At 62.0% G+C, this 16,384-nt stretch carries 15 protein-coding genes and 1 pseudogene; 9 read left to right on the plus strand and 7 right to left on the minus strand.

The features are described 5' to 3' along the window. Positions 1 to 211: 211 nt before the first annotated feature. The 7 genes from asnS to RAH42_RS01620 all read left to right on the plus strand — a co-directional run bounded on the left by asnS (position 212) and on the right by RAH42_RS01620 (position 6,455). A complete protein-coding gene (gene asnS / locus RAH42_RS01590; RefSeq protein WP_078015497.1) occupies positions 212 to 1,519 on the plus strand; it encodes an asparagine--tRNA ligase in 1,308 nt (435 codons plus the stop codon). Positions 1,520 to 1,708: 189 nt separating this feature from the next. Beyond that, positions 1,709 to 2,692, plus strand: a complete 984-nt coding sequence (locus RAH42_RS01595) for a substrate-binding domain-containing protein (protein ID WP_078015498.1) — start codon at positions 1,709 to 1,711, stop codon at positions 2,690 to 2,692. Positions 2,693 to 2,777: 85 nt separating this feature from the next. Then, a complete protein-coding gene (locus RAH42_RS01600; RefSeq protein WP_078015499.1) occupies positions 2,778 to 3,545 on the plus strand; it encodes an ATP-binding cassette domain-containing protein in 768 nt (255 codons plus the stop codon). Further along, positions 3,532 to 4,485 (plus strand): ABC transporter permease, encoded by a 954-nt coding sequence (locus tag RAH42_RS01605; protein WP_120372618.1) that lies wholly within the window; start codon positions 3,532 to 3,534, stop codon positions 4,483 to 4,485. Before RAH42_RS01600 ends, RAH42_RS01605 begins: the two co-directional genes overlap by 14 nt. A gap of 31 nt (positions 4,486 to 4,516) precedes the next feature. Further along, positions 4,517 to 4,879: a VOC family protein gene (locus RAH42_RS01610; protein ID WP_078015501.1), complete on the plus strand. Its 363-nt coding sequence runs from the start codon at positions 4,517 to 4,519 to the stop codon at positions 4,877 to 4,879. A gap of 347 nt (positions 4,880 to 5,226) precedes the next feature. Further along, positions 5,227 to 5,541: a hypothetical protein gene (locus RAH42_RS01615; RefSeq protein WP_317539800.1), complete on the plus strand. Its 315-nt coding sequence runs from the start codon at positions 5,227 to 5,229 to the stop codon at positions 5,539 to 5,541. Positions 5,542 to 5,597: 56 nt separating this feature from the next. After that, positions 5,598 to 6,455, plus strand: coding sequence for a DMT family transporter (locus RAH42_RS01620; RefSeq protein WP_078015504.1), 858 nt, complete (start codon positions 5,598 to 5,600; stop codon positions 6,453 to 6,455). Between the two features lie 53 nt (positions 6,456 to 6,508). Here RAH42_RS01620 and RAH42_RS01625 read toward each other — a convergent pair whose 3' ends face one another. The 4 genes from RAH42_RS01625 to RAH42_RS01640 all read right to left on the minus strand — a co-directional run bounded on the left by RAH42_RS01625 (position 6,509) and on the right by RAH42_RS01640 (position 10,983). Further along, on the minus strand, positions 6,509 to 7,705 hold the full coding sequence (locus RAH42_RS01625) for an amidohydrolase (RefSeq protein WP_078015505.1): 1,197 nt from the start codon (positions 7,703 to 7,705) through the stop codon (positions 6,509 to 6,511). Positions 7,706 to 7,708: 3 nt separating this feature from the next. Next, positions 7,709 to 9,106, minus strand: coding sequence for a TIGR00366 family protein (locus RAH42_RS01630; protein ID WP_317539801.1), 1,398 nt, complete (start codon positions 9,104 to 9,106; stop codon positions 7,709 to 7,711). A gap of 295 nt (positions 9,107 to 9,401) precedes the next feature. Next, positions 9,402 to 10,499 carry a GNAT family N-acetyltransferase gene (locus tag RAH42_RS01635; protein ID WP_078015506.1) on the minus strand — a complete coding sequence of 366 codons (1,098 nt, stop codon included), beginning with the start codon at positions 10,497 to 10,499 and terminating at the stop codon, positions 9,402 to 9,404. A 28-nt stretch (positions 10,500 to 10,527) separates the two neighbouring features. Next, positions 10,528 to 10,983, minus strand: a complete 456-nt coding sequence (locus tag RAH42_RS01640; RefSeq protein WP_168169979.1) for a flavodoxin — start codon at positions 10,981 to 10,983, stop codon at positions 10,528 to 10,530. A gap of 614 nt (positions 10,984 to 11,597) precedes the next feature. Between RAH42_RS01640 and RAH42_RS01645 the strand changes: the two genes are divergently transcribed. Further along, entirely contained in the window at positions 11,598 to 12,263 is a 666-nt protein-coding gene (locus tag RAH42_RS01645) for an L-2-amino-thiazoline-4-carboxylic acid hydrolase (protein ID WP_078015508.1), read from the plus strand. 88 nt (positions 12,264 to 12,351) lie between these two features. Continuing rightward, positions 12,352 to 13,218, plus strand: coding sequence for a 2,3-bisphosphoglycerate-dependent phosphoglycerate mutase (locus tag RAH42_RS01650; protein WP_240496102.1), 867 nt, complete (start codon positions 12,352 to 12,354; stop codon positions 13,216 to 13,218). A 246-nt stretch (positions 13,219 to 13,464) separates the two neighbouring features. On the opposite strand, the gene RAH42_RS01655 is transcribed toward RAH42_RS01650, so the two are convergent. The 3 genes and pseudogenes from RAH42_RS01655 to RAH42_RS01665 form a co-directional block, all read right to left on the minus strand. After that, positions 13,465 to 14,121, minus strand: coding sequence for a DUF4276 family protein (locus RAH42_RS01655; RefSeq protein ID WP_078015510.1), 657 nt, complete (start codon positions 14,119 to 14,121; stop codon positions 13,465 to 13,467). Between the two features lie 166 nt (positions 14,122 to 14,287). Further along, positions 14,288 to 15,238: pseudogene (locus tag RAH42_RS01660) on the minus strand (AAA family ATPase); the annotation flags it as partial. Positions 15,239 to 15,305: 67 nt separating this feature from the next. Then, positions 15,306 to 16,370 carry an ABC transporter ATP-binding protein gene (locus tag RAH42_RS01665; protein ID WP_317539802.1) on the minus strand — a complete coding sequence of 355 codons (1,065 nt, stop codon included), beginning with the start codon at positions 16,368 to 16,370 and terminating at the stop codon, positions 15,306 to 15,308. Positions 16,371 to 16,384: the final 14 nt, after the last annotated feature.

A 16,384-nucleotide genomic window follows, 5' to 3' on the forward strand; every position in this document is an offset into this window, starting at 1 on the left:
TTTTTGGGCCGCAGCGCTTGTCCCTCGGCGTGCAAAAAAGAAAAAAAGAGACAAATTTTCCCCCTGAAAAAATGTCCCGACCGCGTCTCAAATGCCAGGCAATAGTGTATCATATACAAGATAAAGTGGAGCGATTTTTTTGAAATCTTTTCGCCCTTTCGTGGGATAATAGACGGCGAATGAAAATATTCAGCGTAGGAGGCTGATGGCAATGGCAGCACCATGGGTATACGTCAAAGATCTGAAAGAGCACGTGGGCGAGAGCGTCTGCGTGAAAGGCTGGATGTACAACAAACGCAGTTCGGGAAAGATCCACTTCCTCCAGCTCCGCGACGGCTCGGGAACCGTTCAGGGCGTGGTGGTCAAAGGCGAAGTCCCCGACGGACAGTTCGACGCCGCCAAGGGGCTCTGGCTCGAGGCCAGCCTCGAAGTCGCCGGCGTCGTCCGCGCGGACGGCCGCGCCCCTTCCGGCGTGGAGCTGACCGTGACGGATCTGAAAATCCTTCAGAACCCCAGCGAAGAGTACCCCATCGGCAAGAAGGACCACGGCATCGACTTCCTGCTCGATCAGCGCCATCTCTGGCTGCGCTCCAGCCGTCAGAACGCGCTGATGAAGATCCGCAACGAGATCATCTGGAGCTGGCGCTGCTTCTTCCACGACCGCGGCTTCATGCTCATGGACAGCCCCATCCTCACCGGCTCCATCGGCGAAGGATCCGACGGCCTGTTCGAGCTCGACTACTTCGACCAGAAAGCCTATCTGGCCCAGACCGGCCAGCTCTACGCCGAAGCGGCGGCCATGGCCTTCGGCAAAGTTTACTGCTTCGGCCCCACCTTCCGCGCCGAAAAATCGAAGACCCGCCGCCACCTCACCGAGTTCTGGATGCTCGAGCCGGAAATGGCGTTCTACGACAACAAGATGAACATGCAGCTTCAGGAAGACCTGGTCGCCGACACGGTGAAGAACGTCCTCGCCCGCTGCGGGAAGGAACTGGCCGCGCTCGAACGCGACGTCGAGCCGCTCGAGAAAGTCGTCGCCGGCCCGTTCTACCACCTCGACTACCGCGACGCCGTCAAGAAACTCAACGAACTGGGCAGCGACATCGAATTCGGCGACGACCTCGGCGCCGACGACGAGACCGTCCTCACCCGGCAGTACGACCGCCCCGTCTTCGTCGAGAACTACCCCAGAGACGCCAAGGCGTTTTACATGAAAGCCAACCCCGAAGACAACGGCGAGACCGTGGTCTGCTCCGACCTGCTCGCGCCCGAAGGCTACGGCGAGATCATCGGCGGTTCGCAGCGCGAAGACGATTACGACACACTCGTCGCCCGCATGAAAGAGCTGAAGATGGACCCCGCCGCCTACGACTGGTACCTCGACCTGCGCAAGTTCGGCTCCGTGCCCCACAGCGGCTTCGGCATCGGCCTCGAACGCACCATCACCTGGATCTGCGGCCTGCCCCACATCCGCGAAGTCATCCCCTTCCCCAGAACCATCTACCGCCTCAAGCCGTAAGCGACGGACGCTTTCGAAACAACACGCTCTCCCCGATCCTCGCGCGAAAAAAGAATCCGCGCTGCGGGATCGGGGAGAGCGTGTCCCAAGAGGGCTGTTGACAGAAGTTTGCTCCCAATGTAGACTCATAAAGTATATAAATATAAAGAATCATAAGATTCTGCATCAACGAAAGGAGCTTGTTTTTGGATGAAAAAACTGTTTCTGGCGGCTGCCGCCGCCGCGGTGCTTGCCGGTGCGGCCGGCGCGGCGGAGATGACGCAGAGCGGCAAGGGCATGACGGTGTGGTTCGACGCGGGCGGCTCGGTCGGCGAGCCGTACGCGACGACTGTGGTCAACGGCGCCAAGCAGGCGGCCGTCGATCTGGGCGTCGAGCTCAAGATCGTCTATTCGGACTGGAACCCGGAAAAGATGCTCGAAAACTTCAAGACCGGCCTGGCTGCCAATCCCACCGGATTCGTGGTGATGGGACATCCCGGCGACGATGCCTACGAGCCGCTGATCGACGAGGCGTTCGCCAAGGGCATGATCGTTACCTGCGTGGACACGGCGCTGCCACGTCTGCAGGGCAAGTATCAGGCGCGTGGCTTCGGCTACATCGGCACGGACAACTGGCGTCAGGGCGCCGAGATGGCGCGCGAGATCCTGCGCCGCGGCGGCGCCAAGCAGGGCGATCGCGCCTTCGTGTGGGGGCTGAAGCGTCTCGAAGGCCGCGGCCGCCGCGCTCGCGCGTTGCTGGAAGAGTTCGAAAAAGCCGGGCTGACCGTGGACTACCTCGAAATCTCCGACGAGATCAACAAGGACGCGGCCCTCGGCGCGCCGGTACTGGCGGGCTATCTGGCTTCGCATCCCGACTGCAGGGCGATCGTCGTCGATCACGGCGGACTGACGGGACAGCTGGGCAACTTCCTGCAGGCGGCGGGCGTCAAGCCGGGCGAGATCTACGCCACGGGATTCAGCCTCACTCCGGCAACGGTCAGTGGCATCGAGCGCGGCTACGTGAGTCTGACTTCCGAAGCGCAGCCCTATCTGATGGGTTACCTGTCGGTGCTGCAGATCGTCAGCACGGCCAAGTACAAGTTCGGCGGTCTGAACGTGGACACGGGCGGCGGCTACGTCTCGCAGGACAACATCGCGACGGTCGCGCCGCTGGCGAACGCCGGCATCCGATAAAGCGGCTTTTTCGCGGCGGGGAGAGTTTTTCTCCCCGCTTTTTGTTTATGACGGGGAAAATTTTTTTCGAATCGGAGGCGATGGAATGGCGTCATCATACGCGGTGGAGCTGCGCGGGCTGTGGAAGTCCTTCGGCGCGGTGTCGGCGCTGCGCGGCGTCGATCTGGAGCTGAAAAAGGGCGAGATTTTGGCGCTGCTGGGCGACAACGGCGCGGGCAAATCGACGTTGATCAAAATTCTGGCCGGAGTCCATCGTCCGGACCGCGGCGAGATGATCGTGGACGGGCGGCCGGTCGATTTCCGCGCATATTCGGTGTCGCAGGCACGGGCGATGGGGATCGAGACAGTCTATCAGGAACGGTCGCTGGGGGAGCGTCAGCCGCTGTGGCGCAACGTCTTCGCGGGACGGCCGCTGAAGAATCGGCTGGGCTTCATCGACGCGCGGCGCGAGAAGGCGGAGACGATGAAGCTGCTGTCGGACGTTCTTGGCCTGAAGGGCGCGGGGCTGCACGCCGACGCCAGCGTCCTTACGCTTTCCGGCGGCGAGCGGCAGGGGCTGGCCATCGCGCGGGCCATGTACTTCGACGCTTCGATCATCGTTCTCGACGAGCCGACCACGGCGCTGGCCGTCTCGGAGGTGGAGAAGGTGCTCCAGTTCGTGGCGCGCATCCGCGCCGCGGGCAAAAGCTGCATCTTCATCAGCCACGAGCTGCCGCACGTTTACCGTGCCGCCGACCGCTTCGCGGTGCTGGAGCGCGGGCGAATCGCCGTCGTGCTGGATAAATCCGCAGTATCGCTGGACGGGCTGATGCGCCGTCTGATGGCGGGAGGCGAAGGCGATGAACTGGCGTAATTACCGTCGCCAGATGCTGGTGACGCTGCTTTTGCTGGTGCTGTGGGGCGCGTTCGCTCTCGCCAGCCCGGTTTCGTTTGGCAGCGCGCGGCTGTATCGTTCCTTTATGTCCACCATTCCCGTGACGACGGTTCTAACGCTGGGCATGACGCTGCTGATCGTGGCGGGCGAGATGGACATGAGTTTTCCGTCTGTGTCGGCGGCCGCGGCCTTCGTCTTCGCCTGGGCCTACGCGAAGGCGGGGATCGATCCGTGGGCGGCGTTCGTCGCCGCGCTGGCGGCGGGCGCTCTGATGGGCTGGCTCAACGGTCTGCTGGTCGTCGTCGTGGGCGTGCCGTCGATCATCGCTACGATCGGTGCGCAGTTTTTGTGGCGCGGTCTGGCACTGCTGCTTTCCGACGGCGTGGCGATCCCGCTGGCGCAAGTGCGCGGTACGGCGCTGCATCAAGTTTTCGCGGGCCGTCTGGGCGCGTGGGGAGTTCCCGCTCAGGCGCTCTGGGCGGTGGGGGCGGCCGTCTGTCTGGGGCTGTTGTTGAACCGCCGCCCGTTCGGCGAGGCGCTGTTGTTCATCGGCGACAACCGCAAGACGGCGGAGATGATGGGTATCCGCGTGCCGCGCGTGCGCGTCGGCGCGTTCGTGCTGATGGGTTTTCTGGCGGCTTTCGCCGGGATGCTGGCGACGCTGGAACTGAACAACTGGTGGCCGACGCAGGGCGACGGCTATATGCTGTTGGTCTTTGCGGCCGTCTTCGTGGGCGGCACGTCGGCCTACGGCGGACAGGGAACGGTCTACGGCTCGTTCATTGGCTCCGTCGTCATCGGCATCATTGAAGCCGGCATCGTCAGCGCCGGGCTGACGGGCCTCTGGACGCGGTTTGTCCACGGGATGGTGATCATCCTTTCCCTGTCGGGCTACGCGCTGTTCGCCCGCCGCCGCTGAAAACCGAGGACAATGGAAGGAGCCCAATATCATGGAAGCGATTCTCGGCAACGTGATGGTCGACTGCGGCGACGAAACGGAACTGCAAAATTTTTACGCCGAGCTGCTGGGCTGGGAAAAGTGTGCGCTGTTTGGCTGCCCGGCGGTCAGAAGCTCGGGCGGCGTCGTCTTCCTGTTCATCGAGGAAGAAGATTACGCGCCGCCCGTGTGGCCGGAGGAAAAAGGGAAACAGCAGAAGCAGATGCACTTCGACTTTCAGGTGGAGGATCTGCCGGAGGCGGTGAAAAGAGCCGAAGCGCTGGGCGCGGTCAAAGCCGCGGCGCAGTTCGGCGGCGAACGGTTCGTGACCATGATCGACCCGGCCGGGCACCCGTTCTGCCTGTGCCGGAAGTGACCCGCGCGGCGTTTTTCGGAGTTTTTTCTCAAATATAAAAAACAACATGTAATGAGAGAGCAGTTCCTGCAATGAACCGCGGAAAATGTTCCACGCCTAGATATACAATCTAAGAGCACCATGAGAAGAAAATAAGCAAGGGCTCATAGTTTCCGGTAAAATGATGTTTACGCCAACAACCATATTACGAGGAGAACTATGAGATCCTATATTCATCTTACGCCATTCGATCGCGAAAAGCTCATGTTGCTTCACAATAACGGCGAAGGAATCTCCGAAATCGCACGCCGTCCTGGACGTCATAAATCGACGATCTCCAGAGAGCTGAAGAGGGACTCTTTTCCCGGATGTTACTCTTCGTTTGCGGCACAGGGAGCATATCGTTCCCGCAGAAAGGTTGCTGTCCCCGGCGAAAGCTCGACGACGGGGAGACTTTGAAGCGGGTACGGGAACTTTTCTGCTTCGGGCAGTGGTCTCCCGAACAGATCGCTGCCCGCCCGAAAGAAGAGAAAAACCCGATCTCCATCAGCTATGCGACGCTCTACCGCGGTATCTCCAGCGGCGCTTTTGTCTGTACGTACTTCAAGAGCGTCGCCAGTTCCGTCCAAAACGGCGGACTCGCGGCGTGTTTTGGAACATGTGCGGCCGGCTTGTGCGCTTGATATAATGGAACAGCCTTTTTCTGTCTCCGCGATCCTGCCCAAAGGAAGTGTTTCCGATGAACTCGATGAAATGGCTCATGGCCGGGGCGATGCTGATCTTCGGCTCGATCGGCCTGTTCGCGCGCCGCGTTCCGCTTTCATCGGCGCAGCTCTCGCTGTGGCGCGCCGCCGTCGGCGGCCTTTGCCTGCTCGCCGCGGCCGTGACGGTGGGCAATGGACTCTCGTGGAAGAGGATCCGTGCCAACGCCCGATATTTGCTCACGGCCGGAGCTTTTATAGGCATGAACTTGATTTTGTTCTTCGAGGCTTTCCGCTGGACGTCGATCGCCACGGGCACGGTCTGTTATTATCTGGCTCCCGTGTTCATGCTCTGTCTTGCGCCGTGGCTGCTGCGCGAAAAGCTGGAAAAGCGTACGGTCGTCTGCGTCTTCGTCTCGCTGTGCGGCCTGGCCTGCGTCGCGGGCGGCAGCGGCGGCGCGGGGAGAAACGACCTGCTCGGCGTCGCCTGCGGCGTCGGCGCGGCCGTCTTCTACGCCTGCGCGGTCATGGCCAACAAGTTCCTGCGCGGCGTCACGCCGTACGAGTCCACCGCCGCCGAGCTGCTGCTCGCGGCGGCTTTTCTCGCCCCCTACGTGCTCGTCGAAGGGGGCCCCCCGCTGGCCAGCCTGGACGGCGCGGGCTGGTCCTGCCTGGCGGCGCTGTGCCTGATCCACACCGGGCTGGCCTATCTGATGTACTTCACGGCGCTGCGCCGCCTGCCCGCCCAGACCACGGCGGCGCTGAGCTATATCGACCCGCTCTCGGCGGTCCTCATGAGCTGGCTGCTCCTCGGCGAATCGATAACGCCGCTGCAGCTCGCCGGCGGCGCCCTGATCCTCGGCGCGACGTTCCTGAACGAAATGAAAAAGGATTGACGCACAAAGTCCCCGCTTCCAGACGGAAGCGGGGACTTTGTGCGCGATGCGCGCTATTGATTGAGGAACGCCCAGGCGCAGGCGGCTTCGAAGGCCGCGCCTTTGCAGAGTTGAGATTCGTCGATGGTGAACTTGCAGTGATGGTGCGGCCAGTCGGAGCCTTTGGCGGCGTCGCCGCAGCCGATGAAGAAGAACGCGCCGGGGATTTTTTCGAGGTAGAAACTGAAATCCTCGCCGCCCATGGTCGGCGGCACTTCGCGCACCATGTCGGCGCCGAAGATCCCGCGGCCGGTCTCCGCTCCCAGCCGCGCCATTTCCGCGTCGTTGACGGTGGGCGGCAGGTTGCGGCGGTAATCCAGCTCGGCCGTGCAGCGGAAGGCCGCGCCGATGTTCTCGGCCATGCGGCGGATGAACGCCTCGCAGTCGCGGCTGATCTGCGGCTCGAAGGATCGGGCCGTGCCGATCAGCTCCGCTTCCGAAGGGATGACGTTGAACGCGCCGCCGGCTTTCATGACGCCGGTGGAGAGCACGGCGCTCTTTTGCGGGTCGAGCTCGCGGCTGACGAACGTTTGCAGCGCGCAGATCAGCTGCGCCGCCGCCACGGTCGGGTCGTGCGTCTGATGGGGCGAGGCGCCGTGCCCGCCTTGTCCGCGCAGCTTCACCGTCCACGAGTCGGAACAGGCCATCATCGGCCCGGCGCGCCAGCCCAGCACGCCCGACGGCAGCGGGCTCCACAGGTGCGCGCCGAAGATCGCGTCCACTCCGTCGAGCGCGCGCCCGTCTTCCACTACGGCCCGCGCACCCTGCACGAAATTGGCCGATTCTTCCGAGGGCTGGAAGATCAGCCGCACCGAGCCGCGCAGCTGGGTCCTCGCTTCGCAGAGCATCCGCGCCGCCCCCAGCAGCATGGCCATGTGGCCGTCGTGCCCGCAGGCGTGCATGACGCCGGGGCGCTGCGAGGAAAACGGCAGTCCCGTCTCCTCCGCGACCGGCAGCGCGTCGATGTCGGCGCGCAGGGCAACCCGCCGCCCGGGAAGCGCGCCCGCAATGTCGGCGATCACGCCGGTGGGCCGTCCGCGCGTGCCGACGGCGACGTTCTCGCAGCCCATCTCCGACAGCGCCGCGGCGATGTAATCGCTGGTCTTCACTTCGTCGAAGGAGAGCTCGGGAAAAGCATGAAGATGCCGCCGCCAGGCGACGACGGCACTTTCAAGTTCTTCGGCGCGGGTTTTGAAGTCAGGCGTTTTCATGGTTCAATTCCAGCCGATGGCGATTCCCACGCACATGAAGACCCAGCCGAGCAGCACCACCTTGACGACCAGCGGGAACACGAAACGGAACCAGCGGTCGAAGGGCACGCGGGTCAGAGCCAGCATGGCCAGCATGCCGCCGCCGGTGGGATAGCACAGGTTGGTGACGCCGTCGCCGATCTGGAACGCCATCACGGAGACCTGGCGCGTCATGCCGACGAGGTCGGAGAGCGGGATCATCACCGGCATCGTCGCCAATGCCTGGCCGGAGCCGGAGGGGATCAGGAAGTTGATCAGGCAGTGGGCGACCGACATCAGCACGGCGGAGGCGTAAATGCCGAGCCCCTGCAGCGGCGCGACCAGCCCGTGGATGACGGCGTCGGTGATGTTGCCGTCCTTCATGACGACCTGAATGGCCAGAGCCACGCCGATGGCCAGCGCGCCGCCGGCGACCGACTTGGCCCCCTCGATCATCAGCTCCACCATCCGGTTGGGACGGATACCGCCCACAAAAGCGCCGACGATGCCGATGAGCAGGAACAGCCCCGCCATCTCGTTCAGGTACCATTTCCATCTGAGCACGCCGAAGATCGTGAAGGCCATGCCGGCCACGAACACCGAGAGCACGGCCTTGTCGCGGGCGGTCAGCTCGTATTCCTCGATCGGCTTGGTCAGCGTCAGCCCCGAAGTGTCCGCGTCGGGAACAAGGCTCTTGGAAGGATCGCGTCGGATCCTGTCCATGTAACTGGTGACGTGGAAGCCCGTGAGGATGATGGCGCACAGGCAGTAGAGCGAGCGGAAGGCGATGCCCGAATAGATGGGCAGCTGGGCGATGGCGTGAGCCGTGCCGACCGTGTAGGGATTGATCGGCGACGTGGCGAAGCCGATGCCGATGCCGGCGATGGCCATGCCCGCGCCGACCATCACGTCGCCGCCGAGCGCCAGCGCCACGAACACGGCGATGGGCGTGACGGCGATGTTGTTCTCGAAGCCGACGGTCGCGCCGAGGAAGCCGAAGATCAACATGACGATCCAGATCAGCTTCCTGTAGTTGCCGACGCCGATCCGCTTCACCGCGTAGCCGACGCCGTGCTCGATGGCGCCCGTGCTCTGCAGCACTTTGAACATCGCTCCGGAGATGAACGTGATGACCACGACGATGCCGGCGTTGACGATGCCGCGAGGAATGGCCGTGAGGAACTGCATCAGCGTCACCGGCGTGGGATCGACCGCGTGATACGTGGTGGGATCGACGACTTTGCGTCCGTTCACGACGACGCGGTCGTACACTCCCGGCGGCAGGAAATACGTCAGGATCGCTACCGCGACGACGATCAGGAACAGCAGGATATAAGGATGGGGCAGTTTTTCATACCAGCGCTTCTGTGCAGTTTCCATCATAGAAAATCCCCATACCAGCGCTTCTGTGCAGTTTCCATCATAGAAAATCCCCTTTCTGAAAATAATGACGAACTATGAAACTAAACAATAGAATAGCATCACAAGAAGCCAAAATCAAGAATAAAACTGCACAATGCCCGAAAAGAATCGAGCAAAAACATTTTCAGTCAGCAAAATGCCTGAAGCGAAAAACAATAAACCGCGAAAAAATGCGGGAGCGGATAGCCGGCAGAGGCCGGGCATTCGCTCCCGCATTTTTTCGCGGCGTCCGGCGCGGGATCCCGCGCCGGCAAAACTAACGCCGTGAATTTTCCGAGAAGGGATCGTCGTCCGGGTCGTCGTTCCAGCGGTACTCGATCTGGCGCGCGATCTCCGCCGCCCGTTCGCGGCCGAAGCGGTCGGCGACGAAGCCCAGCGCCATGTCCATGCCCGCGGAAACGCCCGAGGACGTGTAGAATTTGCCGTCTTTCGTCCAGCGCGCGCGGTCGCGCCACAGGACTTTTTCGCCGCACGACGTGGCCCAGGCCAGCGCGCGCTTGTTCGACGTGGCTTCGCGCCCGTCCAGCGCGCCGCACCCGGCCAGCAGCGCCGAGCCGGTGCAGACGGACAGGCAGTAGGTGGAAGCGTCGGCCAGTTCCCGCAGCATGGCGAGAAACTCTCCGTTGCCGGCCAGCGGCCGCGTGCCCCGGCCGCCCGGCAGCAGCAGCGCGCCGCGCGGGTCGGCCGCCGAGAGCGGTTCGGTGAGGACGCGCAGCCCTTGGGCGTTGATCACCTCGCCGCCGCCGCGCGAGAACCAGCGCAGCCGGTAGTCGCCGATGTGAGCGAGGATCTCCGCGGGGCCGAAGACGTCGAGCGTCTCGTAACCTTCGAAAAGGAACGCGTTCACGTCGAGCGAACGTCCGGGCAGGTCGGTCTTCTCGCGGCGCAGACCGCGGTATAGTCCGTCCTCCACGGTCCCGGCGGCGCGGAAGCCGAGATTCTCGTAAAAACGGTTCAGTTTCGCGTTGTCCGCGGCGCAGTCGAGGCGCAGCGCGCGTTTTCCCAGCGCCGCCGCCCGCTCGCCGGCCAGCCGCAGGAACTCGCGTCCCGCACCGCGGCCGCGCAGCGACGAGACCAGGTTGTGCACGGACAGCGCCGGCAGCGGCGCGTCGCGCCAGCGCGGATCCTCTTCGAGCAGGACCGCCGCCGCGACCGCTTCGCCGCCGTCGTCGAGCACGAACAGTTTGCCCTCGCGCAGCATCCGCTCGTAGTAGCCGCGCGGGTAGACTTCCCGGTAGTTCGTGACGTTCCACTGCCGGATGCCCGTTTCGTCCATCCAGCGGATGCGCGCGTCGATCAGCGCTTCGATCTGTTCCAGGTCGCCGCCGCGGGCGGCGCGAAATCGAGAGGTCATGAGAAAATCCCCTGTCTGAGAACGTCCGTTATTCCGTTTTCAGCCACTCTGCGACGCCCTCGTCCGTCAGCTTGTTGGCGTCAAGGCAGTCCTTGACGTCGCCGGCGCAGTGGGCGCGGATCTTCCCCGCGCTGCCGCGCGGGCCGCTGCCGCCGTGCGTGCAGAACGGCCAGACCGTCTTGCCGGAAAAGTCGTACTGCGACAGGAAGCTGACGACGGCCTGCGGGCAGGTGAACCACCACACGGGGAACCCCAGCGCGACGCGGTCGTAAGCGGCGAAGTCCTCCACGCGGCCCGTCAGCTTGGGCAGCTCGCCGGTGAGCTGTTCTTTTTTGCCGACGATCACCGTGCCGGCGTAGCTTTGCGGATACGCCTTCTCCGTCTTGATCTCGAACAGGTCGCCGCCCGTAACGCGCGCGATCTGCTCGGCTTTGGCCCGGGTCGTGCCCGATTTGGAGAAGTACGCGATCAAAAGTTTAGCCATGAAAACCATCCTTTCCGCAAAAAATTTTCGCAGCGCGGCGGACGGGCGTTTGGCGCGAAGAACGCGCGCCCGGCTTGGCCGCGTCTTTATTGTATCATGCGGACCGTTTCTCCTGCGCGGCGGCGGGAAGAGACTTTTCCACAGCGCTCGGCCCGTTCCGTCTTTTTCGACCGACGACAAAAGCCGCCGCCGTCCAGCCCGCCGCGATAGGTTGATTGTCGGCGGAACTATGCACGCCGGGACGCCCGGGGCATGTGGAAAACGCGGTCTGATCTTTGGCTCCACGAGGACTTTTGAAACCACGATGCGAAGACTATCCACAGAAGAGGCACATTATCCACAAAATAATGTGTATAAGTCGGCTTGATTGTCGATAGTCTTTCCGCAATAACGCGGAGGTTTTCTGGCGATAAAAGTTTTGATACGTCCGTTCCTGGCCTCAAAATGAGCGGAGCCGCCGCGTCCGGCTTGACAACGCTCCGTTGCTTCGATATCTTCATGGGCAGGAAATTCTTGAAGAAGGAGGCGTTTCCCTTGCGTGACTCAAAAAAAATCTCTGCTGCGCCGCCGACCTGCGGACGCGGCCCCGCAGGCGCTTCGGCGGGAGCGGCGCGATGAGACGCGAAGCCGCCGCCCCCTTTTTCTCCATGCTGCGCGGCATGGCGGCTGCGGTCGCCGCGCAGCTTGCGGGCGGGTTCGAAGAAGCCGCGGTCCGCGACATGCTGACGCGGGCGGACGAAGCCTTTCAAGCCAATGTCCCGTCCATTCCCGAAGTCGGCGCCGACAACCCCTGGCTCAAGAGCCTCGTCGGCGTCGCCTGGCTGTCGGGCGTGTGGCTCCAACTGGAAAAGCGCGGCTGGAGCCTGCCGCGCATCTCCCTGGCGACGCAGAAAGCGCTGGCCGCTTTCGCCCAATCCAGCCTTCCCGCGGAAAAGCGTTCCGCCATGGGCGCGGCCATGTGCTCGCCGGAGCTGGCCGAAAAGATCGCCGCGCGCTCGCGCGAACGCCGCTTCCCTGACGACTGGCTCGTCGAAGCTGTGTTGCCGCGCGAAGGCGAATCCTTCGACGTCGGCTACGACGTCTTCAAGTGCCCCGTCGTCCAGTACCTTGAGGAGCGCGGCCTGCGGCGCTTCGCCGCCTGGTTCTGCCGCGACGACTATCCGCTCCATGCCGCCATGGGCGTCCGCCTCGAACGGACGCGGACGCTCGCCGACGGGGCGGACCGCTGCGATTTCAGGCTGAAACTTTGTGAAGAACCGTTCACACAGATCATGGAGTAGCCGCCGCGTTTTGCTTGACAAGGTCCCGCCGTTTGATTATCTTAAAGCGGCAAAAACATCTTTTGACTTTTTACAGGAGGCGATTTGTTTGAAGAACCTGAAACGGCTTTTGGGAGCGCTGGCCCTGCTGACGGTCCTGGCGGCTTCCGCCTGGGCGGCGCCCAAGAACGTGACGCTGGTGCTGCTCCGTCACGGCGAGAGCGAATGGAACCTCGAGGACCGCTTCACCGGCTGGTCCGACGTGCGCCTGACCCGCAAAGGCGTGAAAGGCGCTTTCAACGCCGGCATCGCCATGAAGAACGCCGATCTGACGTTCGACGTCGTGCACACCTCGCTGTTGAGCCGCGCCATCGCCACCGCCTGGCTGGCCATGAGCGCCCTGGACTGCCGCTGGCTGCCCGTGGAGAAGTTTTGGCGCCTCAACGAGCGCTGCTACGGCGACCTCGAGGGCAAGACCCGCACGGAAGTGGCCGAAGCCGTCGGCAAGGAGCAGGTCGACATCTGGCGCCGCAGCTACGACGTGCCGCCTCCGGCCCTGGCCTACGAGGACCCTCGTTCGCCCGTGCACGATCCCCGCTATGCCAGCCTTGACCGCCGCTTTATCCCTCAGGCCGAGAGTCTCAAGGACGTGATCGCCCGCGAAGCGCCCTATTGGAGCGACACGCTCGCCCCCACGCTCCGCGCCGGCATGAACGTGCTCGTGGTCGGTCACAGCACCGCCCTGCGCGCCCTCTCCTCGTGGGTCGAGCCTCACCTGACCCCGGAAGAGTTGCAGAAGCTCGAGATCCCCAACTCCACGCCCGTGGTCTACAATCTCGAGATCAGCGACGACGGTTTCAACGTCGTCTCCCGCGAAGTCATGAAGGTCGAAGACGTGCCTCTGCCGCCGCCTCCCGAGGCCGACAAACCCGCGGAAAAGCCGGCCGAAGCTCCCGCTCCGGCCGCCGGCAAATAACCGCGGACACAACTGAAAACATCGAAAACGAAAAAGCGGCCGAGGGGCGATGAATTGGACTTCACCGCCTTGCGGACGCTTTTATCGTTTCGTCATATTTTTTGAGTACGTTACCCGAACGCCGTCGACGACTGGCTCCAAGACAAAATGTTCCACGTGGAACATTCCGTACGATTTCGTTGAGGACTTTGCCGCGATGGCGGTATTTTCTGTCTACGGAAAAAAGCTCGCCTCACATCGATAACATCAAGAGGTCCCCATCGCCGCGATTCCCGCGATCCATTTCCGGAAATACGGGCATTGCCCCATTATGACATCCAGCCCCATATCGATTGAAAGCAGCGAACCGTTGATGATCTTGGCGTAACGTGGGATAAGAGCTTCAAGTCGCTTCGACGGCGCGGTTTCGGGAGAATCGTCGATATGTTCTGGAGTGGGGTAGGAATCCCGTATTTTCCGAACGCGGCTCACGACGTCATCATCGGCAATGAGGCGGAACGACTCCGGACGTGAAAATAGTATTCCCTCGAATTCGTGCACCATAAAGTGGAAGTGGCAGTTCGCTTCGCCGATATCGGCATCGATGGCGGACTCTATCGCCTCCATGCGCTCATAGAGATCCCGAATATCGGAGGCAATGCCCGGTGTATTTTCCGGCATGGCGAAATAATCGAACATGGTCGTCACGTATTCGCTACGATGCTGCCTGCAGAGCATGGTGAGTTCCTTCCTGATCTTCGCGTAGTCTCTCACCCCGCCCCTGTACTTCTTGACCGCCGTGCGCTTCGTCTGGCAGACGATCGGGACGACGATAATGCCGATATCGAGTAAATAAGGGTACAGCACTTTGTCGACAAAGGATTCTTCCGTCTGGCCTTCGCAATAAATATAGACCCGCGTCATTGTTAAGGCCGACCTCCCAGCAGATTCTTTTTCCACAGCTCCCCAGAGAGTAATCCTCCTCGAGCCACGCCTTCAAAGCGTCCGCGTCCAGCCGTTTGAATTCCGATCCGTTTTCGCCCCTGTCAACGACGATCACGTCTTCGGCGTCGAATTCGTTGAGCAGCTCGACGGACTGGGTCGATACGATGATTTGCTTTTCGTCCGCAAGCTGCCGTACCATTTCGGAAAAGATGGCGATCGCATAGGGATGGAGTCCCAGTTCCGGCTCGTCGACAACAATCGTGGCCGGCTGCAGTTCATGAGGCTGAAGAAGCAGCGTCGCCAGACAAATGAAGCGAAGCGTGCCGTCCGAAAGCTGGGAAGCGTTGAAGATGTCGTCGCAGCCGACCTGGCGCCATTTCAGCACGATCTGCTCCTCGTTGCCCTCCTGCGGTTCGAGAACGAAATCGGAAAAATACGGAGCGATCAGACGGATCGTCCGAACTATTTCATCGTAGTCCCGTTTATAGCTGTTTTTCAAGCGATACAGGAACGCGGCCAGATTCGCCGCGTCGTACATGAGGACTTTGCTGTTGGAAATATTGTGCTCCTGCTTGACCCTCGCACTCCGCCCCGTGTCATGAAAATGGTAGACCCGCCAGTTCTGTTTTTGCAGAATGGGAATGACGTACTGATCGATATTGTTGCCTGCGCCATTCTCCCACATCGATTCGCCGTGCCCTCGGCCGACGTTGCTCTCGTTCTCCCATTGTCCGTGATAACAAAAGTATTCCTTGCGGAAAATTAGCCTGTTGTCGTCGGTCGGGACCAGGATAAAGCCATAGGAATTATGACCGAAGAACACCTCGAAAGCGAGCTCGTCCGTCTCTTTACGGCCTTTGTAGAGAAGCGCATTTACGCCGCTCTGAGCGACAAAAACCTGGAGATTTTTCGACAGGATGTTCTGCAGCAGAGAAAAGGCGGAGATAAAGTTGGATTTTCCCGCGCCGTTGCTGCCGATAAGGACATTGATCCTGCCGAAATCAAGGTCGCAATCCTTAATGGACTTATAGCCGCTGATTTTCATCCGGCTCAGCTGATCGCCTTGCAAAAGCATGGATGTTTCACTCCCCTTCATGAGATCTTAAGGTAACGGACAGAGTCTTTTTCGCGGATCGCTTCGCGATTTCCCCGCCGCTCCCCCGCTACGATAAAATCTGCGTCTGGTCTTTGCCGTCGTCCTCGAAGACGAGATACTCGTCGAAGTCGAGCCACAGCTCTTCGCCCTCGGGGATCTGGCCGTAAGTGTGGCCGGCGGCGATCACGCGCACGTCGGCGGCGCCGATGCGCACGCGGCAGTCGTTGGTGTCGCCGAGATAATAGGCTTTGGCCAGCGTGCCCTTGAGCACGCCGCGGTCGCGGCGCATGACCATGTTCTCGGGGCGCACGGCCACCACCACGGGACCGCGCCGCCCGCCGCCGTACGCCATCCACTGGCCGCCGGGAAAGTCGACGCGCCCTTCCGAGGCGTCGCCGCGGATGAAGTTGATCTTGCCGACGAAATCGGCCACGAATTGATTGGCCGGGTGACGGTAAACGTTCGTCGGCGTGTCCATCTGCTGCACCGCGCCTTTGTTGAATACAATGACGCGGTCGCTCATGGCCATGGCCTCGGTCTGGTCGTGGGTGACGTAGACCACGGTGATGCCGAAGCGGCGCTGCATGTCTTTGATCTCGAAGCGCATCGATTCGCGCAGCTTGGCGTCGAGGTTGGAAAGCGGCTCGTCGAGCAGCAGCACGCGTGGATTGCACACCAGCGCGCGCCCCAGCGCGACGCGTTGCTGCTGACCGCCGGAAAGCTCGTTGGGCAGGCGCTTGACGTACTGCGTCAGGTGAACGGCCTCCAAAATGTCGAAGACGCGCTTCTTGATTTCGTCGCGGGGCAGGCCCTGGATCTTGAGCGGATAGGCGACGTTGTCGAACACGTTCATGTGCGGCCACACGGCGTAGGTCTGAAAGACCATGCCGATGTTGCGGCGGTTGGGCGGCACGAATTGCCCGCGGCCGCTGACCACCGCGTCGTCGATGAGGATCTCGCCCGAAGTGGGCTTCTCGAAGCCGGCGATCATGCGCAGCATCGTGGTCTTGCCGCAGCCGGAAGGTCCCAGCAGCGTCACGAACTCGCGATCGCGGAAGACGCTGCTGAACTTTTGGATCACCTGCGCGCTGCCGTAGGATTTGGTCACTTCGTTCAACGTAATCGAGGACATGCGAAAAGCGCTCC

The sequence above is a fragment of the Pyramidobacter sp. YE332 genome, from assembly GCF_033060595.1.
Classification (GTDB): domain Bacteria; phylum Synergistota; class Synergistia; order Synergistales; family Dethiosulfovibrionaceae; genus Pyramidobacter.

Excerpts from the sequence above, each read along its gene's own strand:
- asnS (WP_078015497.1), top strand. The coding sequence starts at position 212 with ATGGCAGCACCATGGGTATACGTCAAAGATCTGAAAGAGCACGTGGGC.
- RAH42_RS01595 (WP_078015498.1), top strand. The coding sequence starts at position 1,709 with ATGAAAAAACTGTTTCTGGCGGCTGCCGCCGCCGCGGTGCTTGCCGGT.
- RAH42_RS01600 (WP_078015499.1), top strand. The coding sequence starts at position 2,778 with ATGGCGTCATCATACGCGGTGGAGCTGCGCGGGCTGTGGAAGTCCTTC.
- RAH42_RS01605 (WP_120372618.1), top strand. The coding sequence starts at position 3,532 with ATGAACTGGCGTAATTACCGTCGCCAGATGCTGGTGACGCTGCTTTTG.
- RAH42_RS01610 (WP_078015501.1), top strand. The coding sequence starts at position 4,517 with ATGGAAGCGATTCTCGGCAACGTGATGGTCGACTGCGGCGACGAAACG.
- RAH42_RS01615 (WP_317539800.1), top strand. The coding sequence starts at position 5,227 with ATGTTACTCTTCGTTTGCGGCACAGGGAGCATATCGTTCCCGCAGAAA.
- RAH42_RS01620 (WP_078015504.1), top strand. The coding sequence starts at position 5,598 with ATGAACTCGATGAAATGGCTCATGGCCGGGGCGATGCTGATCTTCGGC.
- RAH42_RS01625 (WP_078015505.1), bottom strand. The coding sequence starts at position 7,705 with ATGAAAACGCCTGACTTCAAAACCCGCGCCGAAGAACTTGAAAGTGCC.
- RAH42_RS01630 (WP_317539801.1), bottom strand. The coding sequence starts at position 9,106 with ATGATGGAAACTGCACAGAAGCGCTGGTATGAAAAACTGCCCCATCCT.
- RAH42_RS01635 (WP_078015506.1), bottom strand. The coding sequence starts at position 10,499 with ATGACCTCTCGATTTCGCGCCGCCCGCGGCGGCGACCTGGAACAGATC.
- RAH42_RS01640 (WP_168169979.1), bottom strand. The coding sequence starts at position 10,983 with ATGGCTAAACTTTTGATCGCGTACTTCTCCAAATCGGGCACGACCCGG.
- RAH42_RS01645 (WP_078015508.1), top strand. The coding sequence starts at position 11,598 with ATGAGACGCGAAGCCGCCGCCCCCTTTTTCTCCATGCTGCGCGGCATG.
- RAH42_RS01655 (WP_078015510.1), bottom strand. The coding sequence starts at position 14,121 with ATGACGCGGGTCTATATTTATTGCGAAGGCCAGACGGAAGAATCCTTT.
- RAH42_RS01665 (WP_317539802.1), bottom strand. The coding sequence starts at position 16,370 with ATGTCCTCGATTACGTTGAACGAAGTGACCAAATCCTACGGCAGCGCG.